A 25,462-nucleotide genomic window follows, 5' to 3' on the forward strand; every position below is an offset into this window, starting at 1 on the left:
CTTACCTATTTTTAATAACATGAAAGATAAATAAAATTACTGATTCAAAAGCGTCGGATAAATAAAATCAATATCATACAGAGTACGGTTTTCCCCGTTCACCCGATAATCTCCATGAATGTAACCACCATTGGTAATAAATTGAGGCATAGCAGCAGACTTATTTTGTTTTGCTGCAATTAAGGCCAATATTGCTAATGCAATTGGATTGTCGATACGGAAATAACGGTGTTGAGCCGATTCAACAAACAGGCCGCGATGGTAATGTTGTTTAAATAGTTCATCGCCAACTTGCCAGGCTAATTCAAATAATCGGCTACATTGGCAGTGTTCTGCCAGTTCAACTAAGGCCAACAATAGGTGTGCAGTGGCAGCAGGTTTTTTACCCACCATCAATGATGCTCGGCGTTTTTGTTTGTTCAATTCAGCAAACTGCCAGCGGTGCAGTAACACACCAATCAGATCCAGCAGCTCTTCATCTTCACTCAAGCGCCAGGCGCGAACTAATGGCAGCAAATAATCAACATCTAATGGGAATGGCGAAATAACCGTACCTTTGGCGCCATAGTAACCATCCCGCAGCAATACATAGCCGCTCATGTCTTGTCCATCGTTCCATAACGGGCGCAATGTATTACTCTCAACGTTATAAGCGAAACGATAGTAGTTCTTTAAGCCATCAATAACCCATTGCAAGACTTGTTCGTCGGGTTGTTGGCGCAGAATATCTAACATCGCCAATGGGTTATCAATCAGTAGCGGGCGCATATCGCGAAACAGCACATTAGCTTCGCGAGCAATGTCACCAAATTCTGGACCAAACTGACGTTTGGCACGATCGCCATACCAAGATTGGGTCTGATTATCGTCCGCCGGGATAGGGCGACGCTGTTGTGGCGAACTGAACTGATAAACCGGTAAACCGGTTTCTGGGTTACGGGCTAATACATATTGACGATAGAGATGTTTCCCCCAGGCAGCAGCAGCGATATCACCGGTATATTCAGCATATTTATATGCGGCATAAATCAGGTCAGTACCCGCATTCACAAAGGTCAGGCCTTTGGTTTCAGGAAGGCGCGGTAAGTCAGTAGGATTAACCACATCGCGGCGAGCATGGGTAAACACATGTGGGTCGCGTAACTTGTCGTAGCTACCGTGGCGGCCCAGATCCAGCGTTTGCCAATCCTCTACATGGGCGTGCCAAAAACCCTGTAAAAAATTAAGTGTTTTTTCCCGGTCAACAGTGACCAGAAAATCGTAATAGGGCAGATGATGTTTCAGTTCATGTACTTGCGCTTTTGATTCTGGCCCTTCGGTCGTTAATGTATCCAGATTGAGGAAACGATGGCCGCCCCAGTAAAACAACCCGCTTTGCTCATGAACGCCAAGGTGCATAAAATAGCTGCTTTGCACTCGTGCTTGTTGGTGATATTGCGGATCCTGAGTCACCAGACTGAGGGCATCCAATGTCCGCAACCAGTTTTGCTGACTGGCAAAATTAGATATTGGTGTATTGTGGCCATCAGGAAATTCCCATACGACCGGTTGATGTGTCAGCACATCAAAGCCATCAGCTAGCAGGGGGGTAGGGTTTTGGTTGCTATGGCCAATAGACTGGACCAGATCAACATAGCTGCGAATAGCGCTGAGCCAGTTAATCATCATTGCGTCGCTGCCTTTAATGTTGCCTATAAAATCCATTGCCATAACCCCATCATCGAACATCAGGATAGAACCGGTTTAAGGTTCCTTATAAATAGAAACGTCGTTTCACAATCTATTATATTTGTATTTACTGACGAGTCATTGAGCGAATGACAAAAGTGTGATCGGAGTCGGAACGTTGTTTTGAATTTTTTATTTTTGCGCTTTTGGCAGAAATTTACCGGTAGATTTATTTGTTAACTAATTGATAAATAAGTAATAAAAAAGGCACAACAGAAGTTGTGCCTTGATGCGTTTTTGAGTCAAAATATTGCGAATAACTCCGCCAGATAGACCTTAACTCAAATTAGTCATGATTATCGGCTTAGCGAGCCAACCAACCGCCATCAACCGCGATGGTGTAACCGCTGATATAATCAGATGCTTTAGATGCCAAGAAGACCACTGGACCTTTCAGATCATCAGGCAAGCCCCAACGACCAGCAGGGATACGGTCAAGGATCTCTTTGCTGCGTTCTTCATCTTTACGCAACTGTTGGGTATTGTTGGTTGCCATGTAACCCGGTGCCACTGCGTTCACGTTGATGCCATGTTTAGCCCACTCGTTAGCTAACAGACGAGTCACACCCATGACTGCGCTTTTCGATGCGGTGTAAGATGGCACACGGATACCACCTTGATAAGACAGCATTGATGCCACGTTGATAATCTTGCCGCCATGGCCTTGTTTAATGAACTGTTTAGCAACCGCTTGAGACATAAAGAACACGGTTTTGATGTTAACGTTCATGACATCGTCCCAGTCCTTCTCGCTGAAGTTGATCGCATCTTCACGGCGAATGATACCGGCGTTATTGACCAGAATATCGATTTGACCAAATTCAGCGACAGCTTGTTCTAACAGGGCAGGAATGTGCTCAATTTTGCTCAGGTCAGCCGTCAGACTAAGGAAACGGCGGCCTAGTGCAGTCACTTTATCAATAGTTTCACGTGGCTCAACAATGTTGATACCCACGATATCACAACCGGCTTCGGCTAAACCGATCGCCATGCCTTGGCCCAAACCTGTATCACAGCCAGTAACCAGTGCAACTTTACCTTTCAATTCAAAGGAATCTAAAATCATAGCTAACATCTCTCTCAAGGCGGTCAAAGATTGCCGCGATTTCAATATTGGGGAGAAAACCGCCCAAAGGACGGATTCGGTTGGTGACGCTTAACGCAATTCGCTAACAGCGATGTGGTCCATATCACTGAAGACTTGGTTTTCACCGACCATGCCCCAGATGAAGGTATAACGCTTAGTGCCCACGCCAGAATGAATAGACCAACTTGGTGAAATCACAGCTTGTTCGTTGTGGACTAACAAATGACGTGTTTCCTGTGCCTGGCCCATCATGTGGAACACCGCTGTTTCTTCGTCCATATCAAAGTAGAAATAGACTTCCATACGACGTTCATGGGTATGACAAGGCATGGTATTCCACAGATTGCCGGGAGCCAGTTTGGTTAAACCCATGGTCAGTTGGCAGGTTGGCAACACATCAGGCACGATGTATTTATTGATAGTGCGACGGTTGCTGGTGGCATCATCACCCAATGTTTGCGGTGCGGCCTCTGCCAACGTGATTTTTTTGTTCGGGTAAGTGGTGTGTGCTGGCGCGCTGTTGTAGTAAAACTTGGCAGGTTTTGTGCTGTCGATACTGCTGAACTGCACCTCTTTCGCACCTTTACCCACATACAATGCTTCTTCATTGTTAATTTCATAACGCTGACCATCAACAACGATAAGTCCTGAGCCACCGATGTTGATAACGCCCAATTCGCGGCGTTCCAGAAAGTAACTGACACCCAGTTGTTTACCTACATCATCACCAATGCTGACTGCTTTACTGACGGGCAAAATACCCCCGACGATGATGCGGTCAATGTGGCTATAGGTCAGGGTGTACTCATCTGCGGTGAATATATTTTCGATCAAAAATTCACGGCGCAAACCGGCAGTATCAAGCTGTTTCGCGTGGTCGCTATGGATGCTTTGGCGAACTTGCATGTCAGTACCTCTTTTACAGAACAGTATCTTGGTGGGTAAAACCCAACTCAGAAAGCAAGACCGGCTCAAACAAGCGCATGATGTCGACAATTGTTGCTGACAACCTGTACTGGTCTGATGTCTGACCGAGTGTTTCTTGTAATGCTGATGATGATAGTGTTTGCGGGAAGTTAATTCAATAAAAATGAAATGATGTTTTATTATTTTTTGAGGGATGTCATGATTTTTGGATTATTTATGGCTTATCTGCCAATTTTGCCCGTAGAATGGGCAGAATTCAGCGTGAAACTGTGACTACGCTACATCAGAAACTTATTCTGCATAATGAGGTGAGACAATGAAGATGTTCTTTATTAATGATGAAACGCCATGGGAAGAGTTAGGAAATGGCATTAAACGCAAAGTAATGACTTGGAGCGATGATCTGATGATGGTCTGCGTTCACTTTGACAAAGGTGCCATTGGTACTGCACACAAACATGACATTCATGACCAGATTGCTTATGTTGCCGCAGGCAGCTTTGAAGTGGAAATTGAAGGGCAGAAACGCATATTGAAAGCGGGTGATGCGTATCGTGCCGTGAAAAATGAGATGCACGGCGCGGTATCACTGGAAGATAATAGTATTTTAATCGACACCTTTAACCCTAAGCGAGATGATTTCCTCTAAAGGGTATTTGGGCGGTTGAGTCATTGGCTCCACCGCCCTCTATCATCAATACGGTAATATTACGTTATATCTTTTTTATTCAATTGCTCTAATGATTCCAACTTAAGATCAGCCAATACCCAGCGTGGGTCTGCGCAGTATTCAGGCGATGGGATCACGATAGAGCGCATTCGTGCTGCTTTAGTCGCAATCATACCGTTTACCGAATCTTCCAGCGTGACGCATTGTAGCGGGTCGATACCGAGATCAGCCGCAGCATTCAGATACACCTCAGGGTGCGGTTTACTGTAGGGCAGGTATTCGGCTGAAACCAGACAGTCGAACTGATTTCTAACACCTAACATGTCCAGCACACGCTCTTGCATATGGAGAGGGGATGCTGATGCTAGGCCGATTTTCAGCCCTTGTTGGCGGCAAAGGTCCAGTGCGTACTCAACGCCTGGCAGCACCGGGCGGGTCTCTTCTACCAGTTCTATCGCCCGAACAATAATCCGTTTGCACACTTCCGCCTGACTAGGACCCTGCCATGGCATGGCTTGGAACCAAAGCTTTACCACTAAATCGATACGTAAACCCAAGGTATCGGGTAATGAATCCCGTGAGGATGTATCCAGCCCAAGATTGGTGAAAATATCGAGTTCGGCCTGTAGCCATAATGGTTCCGAATCTATCAGCAAGCCATCCATATCGAAAATTGCCGCTTTAATCGGGTGAGGGGTTGCCATTTATCATCACTCCTGTGGTTTTTTTAGCTACGGGCTGAATACTTTATCATTAACTTAATGATAAAGCGCCGAATGAGCTAGGCTTGAATTTGTGTTAAGGGTGAGAGTTATAGCAAAAATTTTGCACAAAGAGCGAATGTAGCGGGTAAACTAGAGCTACATAAGTTGTGGTATTTACAAGGAGAAGTCATGACCTATCAACAGGCTGGGCGCGTCGCTGTTATCAAACGGATTGCAGGGTGGCTCGTTTTTATTCCAGCACTGCTGTCAACATTGATCTCAATTATCAATTTTGCCTATCAATATAGTCAAAAAAGCAGCGGGATTAATGCGGTCATGTTGGATTTTATCCATGTGATGACCGATATGATTCGCTTCAATACCACTTTTCTGGATGTTTTCTGGTTCAACTCGCCAGTACCTGATCTTCAGCAGGGCTTAACCGCCGCGAATATTATGTTCTTTATCATCTATATGCTGATTTTTGTCGGTTTGTCACTACAGGCATCTGGTGCTCGTATGTCGCGGCAGGTGCGGCACATTCGTGAAGGTATTGAAGATCAATTGATTTTGGAACAAGCCAAAGGTAGCGAAGGGCGCAGCCGTGAACAGCTAGAAGAGAAGGTGGTTTTACCGCATCACACCATCTTCTTGCAGTTCTTTACCTTATATATCTTGCCGTTAGTGATTGCTGTGGTGGGGTATTTTGTTCTTAAATTGTTGGGATTGATGGCTCAAGGGTGATTCTGTTGTAAGAAAGCCTTGCTGAGTGATAGAGATGTATAGAAACAAGCCAGTGTGTGACACAGCATTCTGGCCTTTTTATTGTCTATTTTATTGATATATAAATAAATTAATGTATTGAAAGAATTTTACCAGAAAATGGTAGTGATACTCTTCTTGCACTCACACTATTTCTGATGTGATTCCCTTATGCTGTAGCACTCTCTCCTCTGTCATATCAGTAAAGTAATGAACGTTTTCATTTCCAAGAAAATGCGTAATTTTATTGTGTTAGCCCAAACAAATAGCATGGCGAAGGCGGCTGAAAAATTACACATGACGGCATCTCCTTTCGGCAAAAGTATTATGGCGCTGGAAGAATTGGTCGGTTATTCCTTATTTACTCGTAATGAGAAAAGTATCAGCCTCAATAAAGCAGGACAAGAGCTTTATCAGGAGCTATTTCCTATTTATCAACGACTTTCAGCTATAGATAACAGCATTGTGGCTATATCACAGCGTCAGAAGAATATTGTGATAGGAATTGATAACACTTACCCAACCATCATTTTTGATCAATTGTTCAGTCTCAGCGATAAATACGACGGGATTACCGCTCAGCCTTTTGAGTTTAACGAAAACAGTGTGATTGATGACTTACTCGATCGCCGTGTAGATTTTATTATCTCCCCGCAGCAAGCGTCACAACGTGTCACCCATATTGATACCCTGCAAGCCACGGAGCTTCCCTCTTTACGGCTCGGTTTTTTAGTGTCACGTCGCTTTGAGAATATCCAGGCGCTAGAGTTGTTGAATACATTGCCTTGGTTGCAAATGCGCTTCCAAAATAGGGCAAATTTTGAGGCTCTACTGGATGCGCATTTCCGTGCGATTGGCATTAACCCCACTATTATCTATCGCCCCTACAGCTTTATGGCAAAAATCAGTGCTGTTGAGCAAGGGCAGTTTCTGACGGTAGTGCCTCAGTTTGCTTATCGGTTAGTTAACCCCGCCAAGCTGAAATATTTTGATGCACCGAATCAGCCCATGTATATGCGAGAGTACCTATATTCGCTCAAGAATAATCATCACATCGAAAAAGTCATGGGCTATATACATTCAGACCGAGAGGGTGATTAAGGTGCCAACATTGAGCCAAATTCGAACAGATTTTGGTGCAACTGGAATGCTTGCGCCAGATTGTGATGCAAATGTCCGCCTTTGGCCTGTGCCAGATAGCGATGCAGGTAGTCACGATACATCGGATGTGCACAGTTATTGATAATCGTGGTGGCACGCTGCATGGGTGATAGCCCGCGTAAGTCAGCCACGCCTTGTTCTGTAACGATAACTTTTACGCTGTGCTCACTATGATCAACATGGGTACACATCGGCACAATGGTGGAGACCTTTCCACCTTTGACGATGGAGGGGGCCATAAAGATCGACAAATAGGCGTTGCGCTCAAAATCTGCACTGCCGCCAATACCGTTGACCAATTCCGTACCGGCAACGTGGGTCGAGTTGGCATGGCCGTAGATATCAAATTCAAGCCCGACGTTAAGGGCAATAACCCCTAACCGACGAATGATCTCTGGGTTGTTAGAAATCTCCTGTGGCCGCAATACAATGCGGGTAGAGAAGAAATCCATATTGTCATAGATTTTCTTCAATGAGGCGGGGGAAACGGTCAAGCTGGAGGCACTTACCCCCATCACTTTTTCGGTTTCTAATAATTGAACCACCGACTCTTGCAGCACCTCTGAATACATCATAAACGGCGGAATATCTGGGTTTTCTCCCAGACGTTTCATCACGGCATTATTGATATTACCGACGCCGCTTTGCAGCGGGAGAAACTCTGGTGGAATACGGCCCAATTTGAGTTCATTAAGCAGGAAACTCACCACATTGTCGGCTATTTTTTCACATAGTGGGTTTTCGCGATCCAGACTATTACCGGCATCCGGCAGTTCGGTTTCAACGATGGCAAAAATTTTACTCGGATCCACCTGTACATAGGGTTGGCCGACTTTATCCAATGTATGGTAGATAGGCAGGGTATTACGCCGTGGTGGGGCACCGAGCATGATGATATCAGCCAGTTCAGCGACCCGTGGGCTGTGATAATGATTGAGTTCTATGATGATTTTCTTGGCTTTATGTAAAAAAACCGGGGCATTACCAATGCCGCTGCTAAGATACACCTTGCCATCAGCGGTGATCGCCGAGGCTTCAATAACCGCGACATCAATGTCGCCAAAGAAGCCATAGTTAACCATTTGCGCCACTTCACTCAGATGCAGGTCGACAAAACTGACCGCACCCAAGTTGATTTTTTCCCGCAATAATGATGCGGTCTGATAGGGCGCGCGCCAGGCGATAGCGTCAGCCTCAGCCATTTCATCATCAGCTTTAGCACTAATGGACGCGCCGGTCAGTAAACGAATCTGAAAATCTTTTTGCTGCTGATGATGCGCTATAGCGCGCCGGGCTATAGCGGCAGGAAGCGCCTTAGGCGCTCCGGCTGGGGTAAAACCACTGAACACCACCATATGACCATGTTCAATACATTCAGCGGCTTCATCCGCGCTCATTATGCAATATGACCGTTTCATAAAGAAATCCTCTGGTTGAGAAGGTTTAATGCCCCAAAAAGGTAGGCTTACGCTTCTCCATAAATGCACTCATACCCTCGAGATAATCCTCACTATCGTAGACGGCACGCCGCAAACCTTGAATGCGCTCAAACTCATCTGAATTCATGGTGTGGGCTTCGCCTAAAACCCGTAGTTCTTCTTTAATAACGGCTATCGCCAGTGGTGCTTTTTCAGAAATGACGTGGGCTAATTTCAGTGTGAAATCCTCCAGTTCAGCGGGGTCAACCACATGATTGAGAATACCAACCGAAAGTGCACGCTGCGCGGTTATTGGCGCGGCAGTGAAAATCAACTCTTTCACGATATGGAAGCCAGCATCGCGAATAAGGTTGTGGATACCCACCAAATTGTAGGGAACGCCCAGATTCACCGGTGTCATCGAAAAGGTTGAGGTGTTACAAGCCACAATAATATCTGAGCTCATGATCATCTCGAATGCACCACCCCAAACGCTACCTTCGACCATCGAAATGATCGGTTTAGGATATTTTTGGATAGTTCGGGTGATTTGGCGCAGTGGGTCATCATATGACAGTGGGTCCCGTCGGCCAGTGGGTAATTCGTGAATATCATGGCCGGCGGAGAACACTTTTGAACCTTCGGGCGCGCGGAGAATAATGCAGCGGATATCGGTATGATTGAGGTCATGCAGCGCTTGCATCAAATCATCAATAAACACCTTACTTAAGGCATTGAGTTTGCGTGTGTGGTTGAACTCAATAATACCCACCCGATTGGCAATCAACACTTTGACATACTGATAAGACATGGTTGTTCCCTTTAATTGATAATTTTTTGTGTAATAAAATGGGTTACGTCATTAATACCGGCTCGCGGCGAGATTTGATTTTGACGTAACAGATCTTCAATTTGCTGATAGTGCTGGCGGACCTCGGGGTGAGAAAACAGCATTGCAAGTGCATTTGCCTCTACCTGATGACGCACCCAACCAAGATTTTGTTGTTGGCGCAAGGTGGTGAGCTGCCCACTTTGCGTCATGACCGGCCAAAAACTTTGTACTGCTTGCCACACTTCGCGGATACCGCGTTTTTCCAACGCGCTACAGGTGAGAACCCGTGGCTGCCATGCGGGATATTTACGGCGAATGATATGCAGTGCGCTGTGATACATATGGCGGGCGATTTCAACATTGCTATGGTTGTCGCCGTCATCTTTGTTAATCACAATAAAATCGGCCATTTCCATAATGCCTTTCTTAATGCCTTGTAGGTCATCGCCCGCACCGGCGATTTGCAAAGAGATAAAGCAGTCCACCATTTCAGCCACTTCGGTTTCAGACTGCCCAACGCCGACGGTTTCAACGATGATGACGTCGTAGCCTGCGGCCTCACAGAGCAAGATCAACTCGCGGGTACTCTGGCTTATCCCACCGAGGTGGCCCCCTGACGGCACCGGGCGCACAAACGCATGCTCAGCGCGTGAGAGATTCAGCATGCGGGTTTTGTCGCCCAAAATGCTGCCGCCACTGATCGGGCTGCTGGGGTCAACGGCAATCACCGCGACCTTATGCCCTTGTGCCAATAACTCTTCGCCTAGCGCCTCAAGAAAGGTGCTTTTCCCCGCACCGGGTGTGCCAGTAACGCCTAGCCGTTTAGCCTGACCGGTATAAGGCATAATGCGGTCTAACAGCCGAGCGCTTAATGCCTGATGTCGGGGGAGGCGGCTTTCTGCCAGGGTCATGGCTTGCGCTAATGCGGCTCGGTCTCCCTGGCGTAAACGGTGAACGTAGTCCGCCATATTGTCGATATCAATCATGGCGGCGGCTGATGAGTTGTAGAACGTCACGCACGCTAACGAGCATTGGTGTACCCGGCCCATAAATTGCTGCCACACCCTGTTCACGCAAGAAGGCGTAGTCCTGTGGCGGAATAACCCCCCCAGCCACCACCAGAATATCTGGCCGTGCATATTGACGCAGCGCTTCAATCAACTCGGGGATCAATGTTTTGTGGCCGGCGGCAAGGGAAGAAGCACCGATGACGTGAACGTCATTCTCCACCGCCAGACGGGCGATTTCATCCGGTGTTGAGAACATCGGGCTAAGATCGACATCAAAACCGAGGTCAGAGTAAGCGCTGGCAATAACCTTAGCCCCCCGGTCGTGGCCATCCTGGCCCATTTTGGCAATCAGAATTCTGGGTCTGCGCCCATTCTCACTGAAGAACGTTTGGGTCTGCGCCACTATTTGATCAAATTCCTGAGCGTCTTTCTCGCTCTGGTGATAGCTGCGCGCAATGACACCGGTAACGCATTCGCTTGGTACCAGGTAGCGGTCAAACACCCTCTCCATTGCATCTGAGATTTCACCCAGTGTTGCCCGCAGTCGTGCAGCTTGAACTGCGGCTTCCAGTAGATTTTCATGGTTTTCCGCCGCATGACGCAGGTTTAGCAATGCTTGTTGAACTGCGCTGTTATCTCGCTCGGCGCGAATACGTTTAAGTTGTGCAATTTGTTCATTGCGCACTTTAACGTTGTCAATATCCAACACCTGAGTTTCAGCTTCTGTCTCTAACTTATATTTATTCACCCCGACAATAACGCGTTTTCCCTGATCGATAAGTGATTGCTGACTGGCGGACGCCTCTTCAATCATCCGTTTGGGTAGCCCAACCTCAATGGCTTTGGCCATGCCGCCCACATCATCGATCTGTTTGATAATGGTTCTGGCTTGTTTCACCATTTGATCGGTTAATGACTCGACAAAATAAGAGCCTGCCAGCGGGTCAATGGTGCGGCAAATCGCCGATTCTTCCTGAATGATTATTTGTGTATTACGCGCAATGCGTGCTGAGAAATCAGTCGGTAGGCCGAGAGCCTCATCAAAAGCATTGGTATGCAAAGACTGTGTGCCGCCGAGTGTTGCGCCCAGAGCTTCGATGGTAGTACGAATAATATTGTTGTAGGGGTCTTGCTCGGTCAGGCTCCACCCTGAAGTTTGGCAGTGGGTTCGTAGCGCTAATGATTTAGGGTCGGTTGCGCCAAATCCACTGACCGCCTCACTCCAGAGGTAGCGTGCGGCGCGTAACATGGCGATGTTCATAAACAGATCCATGCCAATGCCGAAGAAGAATGAGAGGCGTGGGGCGAAGTCATCAATATTTAAACCGGCATTTAAGGCCGCTTTGATATATTCAATACCATCAGCAATAGTAAAAGCCACTTGCTGCACGCAGTTAGCGCCAGCTTCTCCCATATGGTAGCCACTGATGCTGATAGTGTTGAAGCGCGGCATATTTTGCGAACTCCAGGCGATGATGTCGGAAATAATGCGCATGGAGGGTTTGGGTGGGTAAATATAGGTGTTGCGGCACAGATATTCTTTCAGAATATCGTTCTGAATAGTGCCGGTCAGTAGCGCAGGCTCTACCCCTTGCTCTTCGGCCGCGACGATATAAAACGCCAGAATGGGCAGCACCGCACCATTCATCGTCATCGAAACAGACATTTTATCGAGTGGTATTTGGTCGAACAGAACCTTCATATCCTCAACGCTATCAATTGCCACACCTGCTTTACCCACATCACCAGAAACGCGTGGGTTATCTGAGTCATAACCACGATGAGTGGCAAGATCAAATGCTACAGAAAGACCTTTTTGCCCCGCAGCCAGGTTTTTGCGATAAAAGGCATTTGATTCTTTAGCGGTTGAAAAACCAGCATATTGGCGAATTGTCCAGGGCTGAGCGGCATACATTGTGGCTCTTGGCCCCCTGACGTAGGGTGCAAGACCGGGGAATGAGCCAGTAACCTCTAATCCATCAAGGTCACTGGCGGTATAAAGTGCTTTTACCGCAATACCTTCGGGCGTCTTGCTGATCAAATCTTCTATTTTTTTTCCTCGTTTGCTTAATTCTTTATTAGCGAGGTTTTCCCACTCACGCATATCCACCATTTGTCTTGCTCCCAATTACTGGCAATAGAATGCCTATCGAAGGTTATGAGATATTCCTCGACGAAGGCTTTTGATTTTATTTAAGTAAGCGCTTTTTGCCGTGGGTTGTCGCTGGCAAAAAAGAACAGGGTGTCACGTCATTATTAGTCAGTGGAAATGCATCTAATCTGTGGTTTTGTTCATGTTTTTTTAGGAAAGGCGTCTTTCGTTATGAGATGTTGGTCATAAAAAAAGCACCCTTATTGGTTGGCTAGCCAATAATTGGGGGTGCTATTTATAATAGGCGGGTTATTCGTGCTAACCAGCGAGCGGGTATCTCACTAAAAACGTTCGGGGTGCAGCAAATGCTCAACGGCTTTCTGCGCGTTAATCCAGTGTTGTCCACCAAATAAATTACTGCGGTTCAATAAATAATAAAGCTGATAAATAGGTTGGCGCTCAATAAAATCGGCAGGCAGCGGCCAAACACGCTGGTAACCATCATAAATTTGGGCGGGTAAGGCAGGGTAGAGCGGTAACATCGCAAGGTCGCACTCGCGATCTCCCCAATAACAGGCGGGATCAAAAATTACTGGCCCTTGGGCACTGGCAGCACAGTTAGCTGGCCATAAATCACCGTGTAGGAGTGAGGGCTGTGGCTGGTGGCCTTGTAAACGTGCGTGAACTAAGTCAGTTATCTGGTCGATATCACCAAAAGACATGCCTTTTTCCGCCGCTAATTGCAATTGCCAACCGATACGCTGCTCAGCAAAGAATTGCCCCCAGCGGCGCTGCCAGCTATTAGGCTGCGGTGTGGTGGCCAGATCATTATCAAAATCCAGCCCGAATTGCAGTTGTTCGCTCCATTGATGCAGATGGGCTAATTGCTGGCCCAGACAATAGGCGTTATGCGCATCGAGTGGCTTTAGGGGGAGATACTCTAGTAACAGAAAACTGTAATCGCGATCGCTGCCCACGCCGTAGACTTCAGGGACTTGGACTGTTTTGCTGCGGGATAATAAAGCGAGTTGATCAGCTTCGGCGGTAAATATGGGTAACATCTCACGGGTATCGCATTTTACGAAAACCTCAGTCTCACCATAACTGAGACGCCAGGCTTCATGAATATCTCCGCCCGGTAATTCAGTCCTTTCCCGAATTTCGGCGGGACCGAGATATTCACCTAACAGACGATTCACTGCTTGCCACATGATTCACCCCCTATTAGCTGCCAGTTAAACCCTGTGAACTTGAAATTACAGGGTAGTTAGCGACGTTAACTTATCCTAATCACTCGACTACATTAGCGCATCAGGATTAATGAGCCTAATCCATAAGGCTCATCCTGCGGGCTAGCATTAATGCTATTTAAATCGACTCCCGGCCGATTTGACATTCGCTGCTACCTGCAAGTCCAATGACTCTGGCTACAGATCATTAGGTTAGCGTCTTTATGCTGCGAAGAACAAGAGCTGGCGCACAGGGATACCCGTGCCGGATCAAACAAAAGACTGATTCTACTGGTAAAGTGTTAGTCGTTTCGCTGTTTTGCTCATATTACGACAAAAATGGCATGGTAAAAAACTTGCTGCTGGCTGAATCTGAATAATAAATATGCCGTACAGCGTAATGGCCATCCGGCATATTTATTGGGACTTAATTGATTATAGCAGGTTACCTTTCGGCAGGTTTTTAGCGCTAGCAGCTTTGGCCTGAGGGGATATTTTTCGGCCCTTTACGGGTTTTATATGGCTATAAATCAGGGCGACCACAAAGAACAGTGCCTGAATAATGACAATACAGGGACCCGTGGCACCATCAATATGGAAACTGATTAAGGTGCCCAGCACACAGGCCACCACTGACACCAGTGTGGCAACAATCAGCATTTGATCAAAACTACGGCAAACCATAAAGGCGATAATACCGGGGGCGATTAACATGGCGATAACCAGAATAACCCCAACCGCCTGCAATGATGCCACGATGGTCAATGCCAGCAGGCAAAGTAAGCCATAGTGCAGCAATTTGACCGGCAGCCCAATCACCCTGGCATGGTTTGGATCAAAGCAGTAGAGCATGAAATCTTTACGCTTTAATAGCACCACCAACAGAGTGAAGCCGGCAATCCACAATGTCTGTTTCAGTTCCGCTAATGAAATACCCAGCATATTGCCGAATAAAATATGGCTGAGGTGCTGGTCTGTATCCATGCGGGAAAATAGCACCAGGCCAAATGCGAACATACCGGAGAACACAATCCCCATAACGGTATCTTCTTTGACCCGGCTATTATCTTTTAAATAACCGGTGGCAATCGCGCAGAATATACCTGAGACAAAGGCACCGATAACCAGCGGAATACCGAGCCAAAAGGCCAGCACAATGCCTGGTAGCACGGCATGAGAGATAGCATCCCCCATTAATGACCAGCCTTTTAACACCAGATAACAAGACAAGACTGCACACACCACACCGGTAATAATCGCGGCCACTATCGCCCGTTGCATAAAGGGGTAGGCGAAGGGTTCGCTGACCAGACTAAACAATGTATTCATACATTATCCTCTGGCAGGTGGGGTAGTGGGTGACGGCGTTTTTGCCGCGAACGAAAACGGGTCGCCAGTAATCCGTGTTTCGGCGCGAAGAAAAAGGCTAAGAGGAAGACCAGTGTTTGTAAGGTCACAATGACCCCGCCTGTTGCGCCGTCCAGATAGAAGCTGAGATATGCACCAAAGGCACTGGTAAAGGCACCAATGGCAATCGCTATCATCAGTAAGCGGCTGAAACGGTCCGTGAGTAGGTAAGCCGTCGCCCCGGGGGTCACCACCATGGCAATGACTAAGATCGCGCCAACAGTCTGTAAAGCCGCGACAGTACAGGCACTTAACAGGGTGAAGAACAAAATTTTCAGGCGCAGGGGTGATAGTCCTATCGACATAGCGTGGCTTTCATCGAAAAACACCGCCAGCAAGTCTTTCCAGATCAGACATAGAATCACAAACGAAACCAAAATTATGATCTCTACCTGCAATACATCTTCGTCTGCTATCCCCAGAATATTACCGAAAATGATCGACTGGACATTGACCGAGGTAGGGTTGAGCGAAACAATTAATAAACCAACAGCAAAAAAGGTCGAGAAGATGAAACCAATGATGGCATCTTCACGCAGACGAGTGATATGGCGCACTAATGTCATCGCCAATGCGGCGAGCATGCCGGTAAAGAATGCACCAGCGGCATAAGGCAGCCCAAGAGCATAAGCGCCAGCAACTCCCGGAACGACGGAGTGCGATAGCGCATCCCCCATCAGCGACCAACCTTTCAGCATCAGATATGCCGATAAGAATGCGCAGACGGCACCAACAATCGCACTGACCCAGATAGCCTTGACCATGTAATTGTAGTTAAACGGTTGCAGTAACAGTTCCAGCATCAGGGGTTATTCTCCTTTGACTGACTCTGTGCCGGCGGGTCATTCTTGGTGTGACCATAAAATACCGCAGGACGTTCATCATCGGTAATGACCGTGACGGTGCGTGGGTCATTATCATCGTGCAGTGCCGTACCGGAGAGATTGATATGGCGCAGAACACCACCAAAAGTCATTTCGAGATTCTTTTGGGTAAAGGTGGTTTCGGTCGGCCCGGCGGCTAGCACGGTTTGGTTAATCAGAATCACGTGGTCACAAAATTCTGGCACGCTACCGAGGTTATGCGTGGAAACCAGAATCAGATGGCCTTCATCGCGCAGTGCCCGCAATAAATCAATAATGGCATTTTCTGTTTTGACGTCAACGCCGGTGAACGGCTCGTCCAATAACAAGACTGAGCCTTGCTGTGCCAACGCGCGTGCCAGAAACACCCGTTTCTTTTGCCCCCCCGATAGCTCACCGATCTGACGTGACCGTAATGCCGTCAAGCCGACTCTCTCAATGGCTTTATCGACAATGGTTTTATCTTCCCGGCTCGGGATGCGCAGAAAATTCATTTTGCCATAACGGCCCATCATGACCACATCTTCCACCAACACTGGGAAATTCCAGTCGACATCTTCGGTCTGCGGCACGTAAGCGATGGTATTTTGTTTTAAGGCATGGCTGATGGGTTTATGACTCAGCTCTACTTTCCCGACACTGGGTTTAACTAACCCCATAATACTTTTAAACAGTGTCGACTTACCGCTACCATTCACACCGACCAAGGCGCAAATTGTGCCACCGGTCAGTGAGAAACTGGCGTCATAGATAGCAGTATGCCCGTTGTTATAAGTGACAGTGACATTATCCACTACCAGCTCCGGGCGGACAAAAACAGCATGGCTCATTGACCAAATCCTTTCGCGATAGTTTGTACAGTGGCGTTAATCAGATCGATATAAGTGGGGACCGGCCCCTTTTCATTCGACAGAGAATCTACATATAACACACCACCATATTGTGCACCGGTTTCTTTGCTAACTTGTTTCGCCGGTTTATCGGAAATAGTACTTTCACTGAATATCACCGGGATTTTATTTGCGCGCATGGTATCAATCACGTGGCGCACTTGTTGCGGGGAACCTTGCTCTTCCGCATTAATTGGCCACAAGTAAACTTCTTTAAAACCATAATCTTTTGCCAGATAACTGAAGGCACCTTCACTGGTCACCAGCCACCGTTGCTGTGCGGGGATGCGAGATAAACGCTCACGCAACGGGGCATCCAAGGCGGCAATTTTTTCAGCATAAGCTTTGGCATTACGATTATAGGTTTCAGCATGGGTGGGATCGTGCTCCACCAGTGCTTTACGAATATTCTCAATATAGATTAAAGCGTTTGATGGTGACATCCAGGCATGTGGATTCGGAATACCTTTATATGGCCCTTCACGGATAGGCAGGGGGGTGATGCCATCTGTAACCACAGCCGAAGGGACATCTTTAATATTTTCAAAGAAACGCTCAAACCAGCGCTCCAGGTTCATCCCATTCCAGAGAATCAAGTCTGCTGATTGTGCCTTCACGATATCTCGTGGCGTGGGCTGATAGTCGTGAATTTCTGCGCCGGGTTTGGTGATTGACTCAACAATGGCAGCATCACCGGCGACATTCTGCGCAATATCTTGAATAATTGTGAATGTAGTCACAATTTTGAATTTTTTATCAGAGTCGCTGGGTTTATTTTCTGCCAAGGCTGAGTTGCTGATCATCGAGGAGAATGCAACAAGAGCCAATAGGGTAATGGCAGGTAAAAAACGAGGTGTAATACGGCTAATTGAGTGCAGGTAGGGTATTTTTTGCTTAATAAACATGGCGATGTTCCCTTTCTTTAAATGAAAATGATTATCAATATCATTAGCGATGAAGTCAAGCCTTGCCATACAATAAACTAAAACTTACCGATAGTTACTGAATATAGCCTGATCATTATGTTGATAATGGTCAAGCTAGGCCAAAAAATCTATTTGGACGAGGTGACAACTTGTATATGCTACAAAACGGCTTATCAGCACGGGGAATACTGTGAATCCAAAAGTCGGTTGCCTAATGGCAATTTTATTGCTGGCGGGGTGTGCTAAACAAACTCCGTCACCACAAGCAAATAACGGGTGGCTGAAGAAAGCGCCACAGGGTGGTTTCCTTAACGCACCGAAAAGCAGCGGCGGTTCAAGTACAGTTGCCTATAGCGATGTAATTAAACAAGCAGCTAGCCATTACGGCGTTGATGAAACGTTGATTAAAGCCATTATTCAGGTGGAGTCTGGTTACAATCCTGATGTGGTGAGCACCTCGAATGCTGTGGGTTTGATGCAGATTAAAGCCTCTACCGCTGGTCGAGATGCCTACCGGATGAAAGGGCGCGATGGTCAACCGAGTTCAGGTGAATTAAAAGATCCGGTGAAGAATATTGATATTGGCGCGGCGTATATCAATATTTTGCAAAACCAGCAGTTAGCGGGGATAAGTGATCCGCAAACATTGCGTTATGCCACCATCGTTTCTTATGCCAATGGTGCGGGGGCGATGCTACGGACTTTTTCATCAGATAAACGTCTGGCAGTAAATAAAATAAATAGTCTTAGCCCGAACGAGTTTTATCAGCATATACAAAAGAAACATCCGGCCGCACAAGCACCACGCTATTTGTGGAAAGTAGATACCGCGTACCGGGCAATGTCAGAGTAATATTAAAACGCTAACCGATGTAGTCTTATAGGCGCCGTAACTGTTATCAGTATAAACATCGGCTAGCGTTTCCCTCTTCAATCTCACTCTTGGTTATGCAAGTGCTGGATGGTAGTTGGCAATAATGTCCAGGATGCCGTTTATAATAAATTGTACGCCCATACACACCAGCAAGAACCCCATCAAGCGTGAAATGGCTTCAATGCCGCTTTTGCCCACCCAGCGCATAATGGCCCCGGAACTGAGCAGTGAACCCCATAAAATCAATGAAACACAAAGAAAAATCAGCACTGGGGCAACGGTAACGACCCATGGGCTGAATACAGCATGGCCTTTCATTGATGCGGCAGAACTGATTATCATGGCAATAGTACCTGGCCCAGCGGTACTTGGCATCGCCAGTGGCACAAAGGCGATATTAATAGATTTTCGCTTCTTTAAATCCTGCGATTTTGCTTCTAATTGCGTATCTTCAGCTGATTGCTGCGGAAAAAGCATACGAAAACCAATAAACGCCACAATTAGCCCACCGGCAATACGCAAACCGGGAATAGAAATACCGAAGGTATTCATCACAACCTGGCCGGCATAATAAGCGATGGTCATAATAAAGAAGACATAGATTGATGCCATCTTCGATTGCTGATTGCGCTCCTCGCTGGTCATGTTGCCAGATAACCCAAGTAATAGGGCTACCGTTGTCAACGGGTTTGCCAGTGGCAGCAGTAATACCAAGCCTAAACCAATGGCTTTACATAATTCGAAAATATCTTGCATCAGTCTTACTCCGAAAATAACATCAAACGCCCCGATGAAAGTAAAGCATATCAGGCAATTAGTCGTACATTGGGTAAATATATTGCAACAGTGCATTATTCCCTACTTTGCCACTCTACGCGATACGTCAGGCAAAAGGCTATCGGGGATTAACTTGTGGCTGATGAATCACTGGTAAGTGAGCGGGTTGAGTGAATAAATGCTGCCAACGCTACGGTAACTTATATGTGATATAGATCAAATCTCTGGCGAGCAACAGTTGGTTCAATAGGGTAGATCCAGAATAATCATGTCAGCATTAATTTCTGCAAGGAATACGGTTTTGTGCATTTGTGATATCAGCGTTGAAGACGAATATACTCGTCAGCCACTATCGGCTTCTGCTGCATGGGTGTTAGATACGCAGGCCGCGCGTGCGCGTGGTCGGTTACGTTTTTTAAAACCTAAGCGTGAAGCCCGGCCGCGTTGGCGTTTAGCCCCCCTGAAAGATACTTACGAAATTCGTTTTTATCCTAACCGTATGCCAGAACTCTGGTTCTTCAGTGCGGAGAATGCGGCCAGAAAACGGCTCTAATAGTTAAATGTGGAGTAAGCTGATATGGCCTTTAACGCCGATGAACGCAATGCGCTGTTAGCCGTCAAAGGGGTCGGGCCAACGGTAGTCACCCGCCTGGAACAACTCGGTTTTACCTCCCTTGCGCAACTCAGTCAGGCGGATATGGGTGAAATTGTCACCAGTGCGGCGGCCATGGTGGGTTCTACTTGTTGGAAGAATAGCCCGCAAGCGCGCTCAGCGATTCAAGCTGCCATAGAGTTGGCTAAAACGCACACATCTGAGTGAGCCCGTTGCAGCCACCTCCCGTCTGGGCCTCTCTTCATGAGGTCAACTATCTGCATTCACTCACAGCGCTTATTGCTTCTGCTGGGGCTTCTCTGAATATGGCAGCAGTAAGTCATCCAGTATTTGCATTCTTTCTGCTACCGGAAGATATAACCAACGCGTAAACCAAGGTGTTTTGGCGGTGCATTGCTGGTGTGTTTGTTGGAAGTAGCGTTCGAGATCCGACAGATCGTCTGTAATCTTTTGCATTATATTTCTCCCCTCGTTGACCGGTGAACAAATCATAGGCAACAAAATACGGAAGAAAAACGGATGGAAAGTATTATTTTGTTCCGTATTTATCATTGTCAGGGCAAAAGCTAAATAGTGAGAGATGCACGGTAGGGGGGCGGTTGCGCGTTTTTGGCGCGAGAAATGGTGGATAGCGACCAAATAAAACGCCCCGATTGCATGAACAATCGGGGCGGCGTTCCAGTAACCATTGCTACACGGAAACGGAAATTTATTATGAGCACATCCTGTAGAAATAGCAATACACCCAGCGCTACTCAAAAGCAATAGATCATAATGTAAATCATTGTTGGTGGTGATAAACACCTTTACACAACCAATGTCAGCCGTCTCTGTAGGTTTTTTGTTCCCAATTCGTTTCTTTGCCAATACCGTAATGCAGCCAACGTTAAATTAGGGGGTGAGTCCCCCTTGTTGCATTCGTTGTTCAATCCAGCGGCGAGCCTGAACAATTTCCGCCACCGGTTCCTCTGCTTTCTCCGTCCACATTTCAATCAGGAATGCGCCGCGATAATTGAGTTGATTAAGTGTCTTAAAAACATTGACGAAATCCACGCATCCTTCACCAAAAGGCACATCACGAAATTGCCCTGGTGACTGGTCAGTGACTGGATAAGTATCTTTCAGATGAATGGCTGCAATACGGTCAATTCCTATCGATAACTCATTACTGACATCATTACCCCAGGCACTCAGGTTGCCGACATCAGGATAAACCGTGAACCACGGTGAAGCGAGGCAGTTATCCCAGACCTTCCATTTACTGATCGAATTGATAAACGGCGTGTCCATTATTTCGACCGCCAACATAACCTGCGCGGCGGCTGCCTGTTGTACTGCCCATTGCAGCCCTTCGGTAAAGCGCTTTAGAGTGCCAGCATCCTGCTCTTCGTAATAGACATCATAGCCCGCCAACTGAATGGTGCGGATACCCACGTCTTTCGCCAATTGAATCGCTTGTTGCATCAAAAGGTAGGCCTGCTTTCTCAACTCGTCATCATGGCTGCCAAAAGGGAAGCGGCGATGAGCCGACAAGCACATGGAAGGGATTGCAATCCCGGTTTCTAACATGGCATCAACCAGAGATAAACGCTGTGCTTTGCTCCAACTGAGCCGCGCTAACCTTTCATCTGTTTCATCGATAGACATTTCAACAAAATCAAAACCACATGCTTTGGCTAAGGCTAAACGCTCAGGCCAGCTCAAGTGTTTAGGCAATGCTTTTTCATAAATACCTAATGGATGTTGGCGCATATTATTTCCCCCAAATAGCGTCAATGGCATGGTGGAACGCGGTGGCGGTGGCTACGGGATGTTCGGCTTCAGACAGTGCACGGCCGACAATAAAGGCACGTACCGCAATGGTGTGGAAGAGGGGTAAATCAGCAGGAGTGATACCGCCGGTAACCGACAGTTCGATTCCTAAGTCGGACAGTGTCTGCATCCTCTCTAGATCAGCCTGACTCCAGCTTTGTCCGCTGGCTTGAGCATCGCGGCCACGATGATAAATGGCTTGAGTTAACCCTAAGTCACGCCAGTTTTTAGCGTCATTTAGCGTCCAGTGGCCAAACAGTTCTATCTGGATATCGCCATCATGTTGCTTTGCCACCTCCAATGCGGCTGCCATGGTGGCGAGAGGGGCTGCGCAAATCACCGTCATCCAGTTTGCGCCGGCAGAAAATGCTTGCTGCGCCAGTGTGGCGCCCGCGTCAGCCACTTTAAGATCAGCGACCAGCGTATGTTGTGGATACCGTTGACGTAGAGTTTTGACCGCCTGAATACCTTCACTGATACACAGGATGGTACCGGCCTCGATGATATCGACATGGCGGTGCAGCAACGCGGTGGTCGCCAGTGCGGCATCAAGCCGGGTATTGTCCAGTGCGAGTTGTAATTGCGGCCTGAGGTGCTGAGTTGTCATAGTATCAATGTCCTAAATAGAGTCGGTGCCGCAACCTTGCCTGAGCAATAGAAGCTCATTGCAAAGTGCCAAGAGCAGCAACCAGTGCCTGATAGCGGAGATATTTCTCCTGATATGCTTGTCGGGCGTGCTGATCGGGTTGCAGAGTGTGCAGTAGCGGGGTTAAGGCCTGCTGAGCATCACTGAAATCGACAAAGCGCCCCGTGCCAACCATTGCCGCCAGTGATGCGCCCAGGCAACCCGTCTCCTCAACTTGCGGCAGCTCTACCGGTAACCCGCTGATGTCGGCAAACATCTGCATCCATTGCAGTGATTGAGCCGGTCCGCCGGTAATCCGTAGTGCGCTGACGGCCGAAAAGCGTTTCAGCATTCGGTTGAGGTGGGTCATATGGCTGAATACCACCCCTTCGTAGATGGCTTGCACCAGATGTTGGCGCTGGTGGAAAGATTGCATGCCATAAAATCCGGCACACATTCCTAATCCAGCGTTGGAGCCATATAAAAACGGCACAAACAGTAGCTGGCTACCTGCTTTGGGTAACTGTGCTACCCATTGATTAAGCTGTTGGTAGTCTGTTTTCCCGCCCTCAGCACCAAACCATTGGTGGGTAAACCATTCCAGATTGGCCGCAGAGGTCGGGCTGGCTTCATGCACGATGTATTTACCTGCTTCGGCATAACGGCCATAAACAAAGGGATATTCAACATCAGCTTTAAGCTGGTCGGTGATTCCCGAGGTCACCGACCAGGTCCCCATCACTGCATTTAATCGGCTTTCATCCTTCAGGCCAGCACAGAGGGCGGTAGAGACCACATCAAACAAACCGCCGACAACGGGGAGGCCAACCGGCAGACCGGTGGCATTGGCGGCAGCCTGAGTGATGGTGCCGACAATTTGTGCCGAACCCACAATCGGTGGCAGGGCTGCCATAACTTCAGGGATACCTAACAGTTGTGCCAGTGCGGGTTGATAGCCACCTTCGGCCATCGGATAGAGATTAGATTCTGAGATATTGGTCTCTTCGCAACCTAATTGGTCGGTCAGGCAGTAACGCAAATAGTCGTGGGCCATCAGAATGCTGCCAATCTGCTCATAACGGCTGGGTTGATGTTCTTTCAACCAGCGCAGCAAGGATACCGGGTGCCCGGTCCACAATGTTTGGCGGGTGATTGGATAGAGCATTTGTGGGATGCCATCTCGTTGCCACTGTTTAACCAATGACAGCGCCCGTTGGTCAGAGGATAATATGGCATTGCCTAATGGCTCACCTTTTTTATCAAGTAAAAACAGTCCCTTACCTTGAGCAGAAATGCCCACGCCCTGAATACTGCTGGGGGGAATCGTGTGGCGGGCTAACAGTTGGCGAATCACCGCACTCATTGCCTGCCATAGCACAGTCATATCGCGCTCAGCCCATCCCGGCTGGGGGCTGATAATGGCTAAATTTTGCCGCGCGATCCCGCATTCGTTACCGTCTCGGTCATACAGACCCGCTTTAATAAAGGTGCCGCCACAATCGATACCCAACCAATATTCCATTTCAGCCTCCGGTCAGCTTTTTTGTCTATTTTGGGCAGCAACAGTGCCAATAAGGAGGCGACAGCTAGTAATATAAATATCAAGTATATTTATATAAAAAGACGCCTTTCCTATTTATTATTAATGTTTAAATTTAAAGATGATTAATTTTTCATCCGAGATTATTCCGCTGGATATTTATTTAAACTCTCGAGGTTAATCCATTGGCTAAATATTTTAAGGACTCACTGCTCTTAATTCTCCTTCAAGATAAAAATAAGTATCCTGCTGAATTTTATTGATTTTAATTACATTTCTAAGATTTTTTTCCAAACCTGGTCATTAATGGGAATACCATCGCGCTGATTTTCCGCTTTAACGCGTGGGAATTTATGCCCTGGTAGACGAATAGCGACATCAGGGTTATCGCGCTCAGCTTGAGTGACATAATCACAAATGCGTTTTAATTTTTCATCGCGAGTTTTGCCATCAATCAGACGGTCGATTTCAATGGCAATAAACACTTGTGAGATACAGAATTCATCTGATTTGTCTTGCGTGACTTCGGCAACGGATAAACCGCCAGAGAGCAGGGTGGCAATCATATCCAGCACAATGGATAAACCAGAACCTTTCCAATAACCCATTGGCAGGATGCGCCGGTTTTTCTCAACAATGGCCGGATCCCGCGTGAGATTGCCGTCATTATCGAAACCACCATCCACGGGCAATGTATTGCCCGCCAATCGGTTAACTTCCAGCATGCCATAAGAGAACATCGACATAGACATATCGACCATAGTGATGGTTTCACCGGGAACGGCAATGATCAGAGGATTGGTGCCGATACGGCACTCTTTGGCTCCCCACGGCGGCATTACAGCAATTGAGTTTGTCCAGCAGATGCCAATATAACCTTGTTCTGCCGCTTGCCAGCCGTAGGCACCACCGCGCATCCAATGGTTAGCATTGCGCAAGGCAACCACCCCAATACCATGCTGATCCGCTAATACCATGGCACGATCCATCATTTGTTTGGCGGTTAAATTGCCAATAGCCTGATGAGCATCCCATTGCTCGATAGCCCCGAGTGCTAATGCCTTCGTTGGAATAGCATCAGGCACGATATCACCGGCTTCCAATTGTTGAATAAAACGTGGGAATCGATTTACGCCGTGGGAATAAACACCGTATTCAGTGGATTGCGCAAACATCTCGGCACAAGCATCAGCGGTAACTTCACTCACTTTTCGCGCCAATAGTACCCGTTTAAACTCTGCCTTTAACTGCTGGTAACTGACTCTCATTGCGCGCTCCCCTGAATAATTTAAAAATTGAAGTGTATTTTTTTGATGCGCTAAATTTCAATATACGAAATCACATTTCAAATTAATGCTATACCTCCACAGAAGTGAAGTCAAAGCAGCGCCGTAGTTAAATGTTTTTTAAAAACAATCAGTTATATTGTTTTTAGTCAAAATGTGATCACCACCTCGTTTTGTTGATTATTTAGGCAGTGTGGCGCACAGACACGACGTGGTCGTACGCAGGATA

25 protein-coding genes and 1 pseudogene are annotated in these 25,462 nt (G+C 47.2%); 6 read left to right on the forward strand and 20 right to left on the reverse strand.

From position 1 onward, the window contains the following. Nucleotides 1-36: 36 nt before the first annotated feature. The 3 genes from A6J66_004450 to A6J66_004460 form a co-directional block, all read right to left on the reverse strand. Nucleotides 37-1,704: a pectate lyase gene (locus tag A6J66_004450; protein PNM26891.1), complete on the reverse strand. Its 1,668-nt coding sequence runs from the start codon at nt 1,702-1,704 to the stop codon at nt 37-39. 328 nt (nt 1,705-2,032) lie between these two features. Continuing rightward, a complete protein-coding gene (kduD, locus tag A6J66_004455; GenBank protein PNM26892.1) occupies nt 2,033-2,794 on the reverse strand; it encodes a 2-deoxy-D-gluconate 3-dehydrogenase in 762 nt (253 codons plus the stop codon). 90 nt (nt 2,795-2,884) lie between these two features. Continuing rightward, nucleotides 2,885-3,721, reverse strand: coding sequence for a 5-dehydro-4-deoxy-D-glucuronate isomerase (locus A6J66_004460; protein PNM23511.1), 837 nt, complete (start codon nt 3,719-3,721; stop codon nt 2,885-2,887). A 337-nt stretch (nt 3,722-4,058) separates the two neighbouring features. Between A6J66_004460 and A6J66_004465 the strand changes: the two genes are divergently transcribed. Further along, the gene (locus A6J66_004465; GenBank protein ID PNM23512.1) at nt 4,059-4,391 is read left to right on the forward strand and encodes a cupin domain-containing protein; all 333 of its coding nucleotides are present in this window, start codon (nt 4,059-4,061) and stop codon (nt 4,389-4,391) included. 59 nt (nt 4,392-4,450) lie between these two features. Here A6J66_004465 and A6J66_004470 read toward each other — a convergent pair whose 3' ends face one another. Next, nucleotides 4,451-5,116 (reverse strand): 2-deoxyglucose-6-phosphatase, encoded by a 666-nt coding sequence (locus tag A6J66_004470; GenBank protein PNM23513.1) that lies wholly within the window; start codon nt 5,114-5,116, stop codon nt 4,451-4,453. A gap of 189 nt (nt 5,117-5,305) precedes the next feature. Here A6J66_004470 and A6J66_004475 point away from each other — a divergent pair, with 189 nt between their 5' ends. Further along, a complete protein-coding gene (locus A6J66_004475) occupies nt 5,306-5,860 on the forward strand; it encodes a hypothetical protein (protein PNM23514.1) in 555 nt (184 codons plus the stop codon). A 228-nt stretch (nt 5,861-6,088) separates the two neighbouring features. Next, nucleotides 6,089-6,979, forward strand: a complete 891-nt coding sequence (locus tag A6J66_004480; GenBank protein ID PNM23515.1) for a LysR family transcriptional regulator — start codon at nt 6,089-6,091, stop codon at nt 6,977-6,979. Here the strand turns inward: A6J66_004480 and A6J66_004485 are convergent. From A6J66_004485 to A6J66_004525, 9 genes are all read right to left on the reverse strand, one after another. Beyond that, entirely contained in the window at nt 6,976-8,457 is a 1,482-nt protein-coding gene (locus tag A6J66_004485; protein PNM23516.1) for an acetyl-CoA hydrolase, read from the reverse strand. The genes A6J66_004480 and A6J66_004485 overlap by 4 nt on opposite strands. Before the next feature lie 25 nt (nt 8,458-8,482). Next, the gene (locus A6J66_004490; GenBank protein ID PNM23517.1) at nt 8,483-9,268 is read right to left on the reverse strand and encodes a methylmalonyl-CoA decarboxylase; all 786 of its coding nucleotides are present in this window, start codon (nt 9,266-9,268) and stop codon (nt 8,483-8,485) included. A gap of 11 nt (nt 9,269-9,279) precedes the next feature. Further along, nucleotides 9,280-10,275: a methylmalonyl Co-A mutase-associated GTPase MeaB gene (locus A6J66_004495; protein ID PNM23518.1), complete on the reverse strand. Its 996-nt coding sequence runs from the start codon at nt 10,273-10,275 to the stop codon at nt 9,280-9,282. Beyond that, complete coding sequence (locus tag A6J66_004500) at nt 10,268-12,412, reverse strand: methylmalonyl-CoA mutase (GenBank protein PNM23519.1); 2,145 nt, start codon at nt 12,410-12,412, stop codon at nt 10,268-10,270. The genes A6J66_004495 and A6J66_004500 overlap by 8 nt, the downstream gene beginning before the upstream one ends. 320 nt (nt 12,413-12,732) lie before the next feature. Next, nucleotides 12,733-13,602: a fructosamine kinase family protein gene (locus A6J66_004505; protein ID PNM23520.1), complete on the reverse strand. Its 870-nt coding sequence runs from the start codon at nt 13,600-13,602 to the stop codon at nt 12,733-12,735. 453 nt (nt 13,603-14,055) lie between these two features. Beyond that, entirely contained in the window at nt 14,056-14,949 is an 894-nt protein-coding gene (locus A6J66_004510) for a metal ABC transporter permease (GenBank protein ID PNM23521.1), read from the reverse strand. Beyond that, entirely contained in the window at nt 14,946-15,830 is an 885-nt protein-coding gene (locus A6J66_004515) for a metal ABC transporter permease (GenBank protein ID PNM23522.1), read from the reverse strand. Before A6J66_004515 ends, A6J66_004510 begins: the two co-directional genes overlap by 4 nt. After that, nucleotides 15,830-16,720, reverse strand: a complete 891-nt coding sequence (locus tag A6J66_004520; protein ID PNM23523.1) for an iron ABC transporter permease — start codon at nt 16,718-16,720, stop codon at nt 15,830-15,832. The genes A6J66_004515 and A6J66_004520 overlap by 1 nt, the downstream gene beginning before the upstream one ends. Further along, nucleotides 16,717-17,685, reverse strand: a complete 969-nt coding sequence (locus A6J66_004525) for a metal ABC transporter substrate-binding protein (protein PNM23524.1) — start codon at nt 17,683-17,685, stop codon at nt 16,717-16,719. Before A6J66_004525 ends, A6J66_004520 begins: the two co-directional genes overlap by 4 nt. A gap of 211 nt (nt 17,686-17,896) precedes the next feature. On the opposite strand from A6J66_004525, the gene A6J66_004530 reads away from it, so the two are divergent. Further along, nucleotides 17,897-18,559, forward strand: coding sequence for a lytic transglycosylase (locus tag A6J66_004530; protein PNM23525.1), 663 nt, complete (start codon nt 17,897-17,899; stop codon nt 18,557-18,559). A gap of 93 nt (nt 18,560-18,652) precedes the next feature. On the opposite strand, the gene A6J66_004535 is transcribed toward A6J66_004530, so the two are convergent. Next, entirely contained in the window at nt 18,653-19,336 is a 684-nt protein-coding gene (locus tag A6J66_004535) for a stress protection protein MarC (protein PNM23526.1), read from the reverse strand. Nucleotides 19,337-19,625: 289 nt separating this feature from the next. Here A6J66_004535 and A6J66_004540 point away from each other — a divergent pair, with 289 nt between their 5' ends. Together A6J66_004540 and A6J66_004545 are read left to right on the forward strand one after the other, a co-directional pair. Next, complete coding sequence (locus A6J66_004540) at nt 19,626-19,910, forward strand: hypothetical protein (GenBank protein PNM23527.1); 285 nt, start codon at nt 19,626-19,628, stop codon at nt 19,908-19,910. 24 nt (nt 19,911-19,934) lie between these two features. After that, nucleotides 19,935-20,177 carry a Pathogenicity locus gene (locus tag A6J66_004545; protein PNM23528.1) on the forward strand — a complete coding sequence of 81 codons (243 nt, stop codon included), beginning with the start codon at nt 19,935-19,937 and terminating at the stop codon, nt 20,175-20,177. 69 nt (nt 20,178-20,246) lie between these two features. On the opposite strand, the gene A6J66_004550 is transcribed toward A6J66_004545, so the two are convergent. The 6 genes and pseudogenes from A6J66_004550 to A6J66_004575 all read right to left on the reverse strand — a co-directional run bounded on the left by A6J66_004550 (nt 20,247) and on the right by A6J66_004575 (nt 25,215). Further along, entirely contained in the window at nt 20,247-20,426 is a 180-nt protein-coding gene (locus tag A6J66_004550; GenBank protein PNM26893.1) for a hypothetical protein, read from the reverse strand. Nucleotides 20,427-20,603: 177 nt separating this feature from the next. Beyond that, nucleotides 20,604-20,789, reverse strand: a pseudogene (locus tag A6J66_004555) (hypothetical protein). Nucleotides 20,790-20,861: 72 nt separating this feature from the next. Beyond that, a complete protein-coding gene (locus A6J66_004560; GenBank protein PNM23529.1) occupies nt 20,862-21,722 on the reverse strand; it encodes an L-ribulose-5-phosphate 3-epimerase in 861 nt (286 codons plus the stop codon). A 1-nt stretch (nt 21,723) separates the two neighbouring features. Then, entirely contained in the window at nt 21,724-22,389 is a 666-nt protein-coding gene (gene sgbH, locus A6J66_004565) for a 3-dehydro-L-gulonate-6-phosphate decarboxylase UlaD (GenBank protein PNM23530.1), read from the reverse strand. 55 nt (nt 22,390-22,444) lie between these two features. After that, the gene (locus A6J66_004570; GenBank protein PNM23531.1) at nt 22,445-23,929 is read right to left on the reverse strand and encodes a carbohydrate kinase; all 1,485 of its coding nucleotides are present in this window, start codon (nt 23,927-23,929) and stop codon (nt 22,445-22,447) included. A 287-nt stretch (nt 23,930-24,216) separates the two neighbouring features. Further along, nucleotides 24,217-25,215: a 3-dehydro-L-gulonate 2-dehydrogenase gene (locus tag A6J66_004575; protein ID PNM23532.1), complete on the reverse strand. Its 999-nt coding sequence runs from the start codon at nt 25,213-25,215 to the stop codon at nt 24,217-24,219. Nucleotides 25,216-25,462: the final 247 nt, after the last annotated feature.

It is taken from the genome of Yersinia enterocolitica (assembly GCA_002082245.2).
In the GTDB taxonomy this organism is placed as follows: Bacteria; Pseudomonadota; Gammaproteobacteria; order Enterobacterales; family Enterobacteriaceae; genus Yersinia; species Yersinia enterocolitica_E.

Bases quoted from the DNA above. Each gene is read 5' to 3' on its own strand.
- A6J66_004470 (PNM23513.1), bottom strand. From the start codon at position 5,116: ATGGCAACCCCTCACCCGATTAAAGCGGCAATTTTCGATATGGATGGC.
- A6J66_004575 (PNM23532.1), bottom strand. From the start codon at position 25,215: ATGAGAGTCAGTTACCAGCAGTTAAAGGCAGAGTTTAAACGGGTACTA.
- A6J66_004465 (PNM23512.1), top strand. From the start codon at position 4,059: ATGAAGATGTTCTTTATTAATGATGAAACGCCATGGGAAGAGTTAGGA.
- A6J66_004495 (PNM23518.1), bottom strand. From the start codon at position 10,275: ATGATTGATATCGACAATATGGCGGACTACGTTCACCGTTTACGCCAG.
- A6J66_004505 (PNM23520.1), bottom strand. From the start codon at position 13,602: ATGTGGCAAGCAGTGAATCGTCTGTTAGGTGAATATCTCGGTCCCGCC.
- A6J66_004515 (PNM23522.1), bottom strand. From the start codon at position 15,830: ATGCTGGAACTGTTACTGCAACCGTTTAACTACAATTACATGGTCAAG.
- A6J66_004560 (PNM23529.1), bottom strand. From the start codon at position 21,722: ATGCGCCAACATCCATTAGGTATTTATGAAAAAGCATTGCCTAAACAC.
- A6J66_004480 (PNM23515.1), top strand. From the start codon at position 6,089: ATGAACGTTTTCATTTCCAAGAAAATGCGTAATTTTATTGTGTTAGCC.
- A6J66_004450 (PNM26891.1), bottom strand. From the start codon at position 1,704: ATGGATTTTATAGGCAACATTAAAGGCAGCGACGCAATGATGATTAAC.
- A6J66_004535 (PNM23526.1), bottom strand. From the start codon at position 19,336: ATGCAAGATATTTTCGAATTATGTAAAGCCATTGGTTTAGGCTTGGTA.
- A6J66_004510 (PNM23521.1), bottom strand. From the start codon at position 14,949: ATGAATACATTGTTTAGTCTGGTCAGCGAACCCTTCGCCTACCCCTTT.
- A6J66_004485 (PNM23516.1), bottom strand. From the start codon at position 8,457: ATGAAACGGTCATATTGCATAATGAGCGCGGATGAAGCCGCTGAATGT.
- A6J66_004460 (PNM23511.1), bottom strand. From the start codon at position 3,721: ATGCAAGTTCGCCAAAGCATCCATAGCGACCACGCGAAACAGCTTGAT.
- A6J66_004520 (PNM23523.1), bottom strand. From the start codon at position 16,720: ATGAGCCATGCTGTTTTTGTCCGCCCGGAGCTGGTAGTGGATAATGTC.
- A6J66_004475 (PNM23514.1), top strand. From the start codon at position 5,306: ATGACCTATCAACAGGCTGGGCGCGTCGCTGTTATCAAACGGATTGCA.
- kduD (PNM26892.1), bottom strand. From the start codon at position 2,794: ATGATTTTAGATTCCTTTGAATTGAAAGGTAAAGTTGCACTGGTTACT.
- A6J66_004500 (PNM23519.1), bottom strand. From the start codon at position 12,412: ATGGTGGATATGCGTGAGTGGGAAAACCTCGCTAATAAAGAATTAAGC.
- A6J66_004550 (PNM26893.1), bottom strand. From the start codon at position 20,426: ATGCAAAAGATTACAGACGATCTGTCGGATCTCGAACGCTACTTCCAA.
- A6J66_004490 (PNM23517.1), bottom strand. From the start codon at position 9,268: ATGTCTTATCAGTATGTCAAAGTGTTGATTGCCAATCGGGTGGGTATT.
- A6J66_004545 (PNM23528.1), top strand. From the start codon at position 19,935: ATGGCCTTTAACGCCGATGAACGCAATGCGCTGTTAGCCGTCAAAGGG.
- sgbH (PNM23530.1), bottom strand. From the start codon at position 22,389: ATGACAACTCAGCACCTCAGGCCGCAATTACAACTCGCACTGGACAAT.
- A6J66_004540 (PNM23527.1), top strand. From the start codon at position 19,626: ATGTCAGCATTAATTTCTGCAAGGAATACGGTTTTGTGCATTTGTGAT.
- A6J66_004570 (PNM23531.1), bottom strand. From the start codon at position 23,929: ATGGAATATTGGTTGGGTATCGATTGTGGCGGCACCTTTATTAAAGCG.
- A6J66_004525 (PNM23524.1), bottom strand. From the start codon at position 17,685: ATGTTTATTAAGCAAAAAATACCCTACCTGCACTCAATTAGCCGTATT.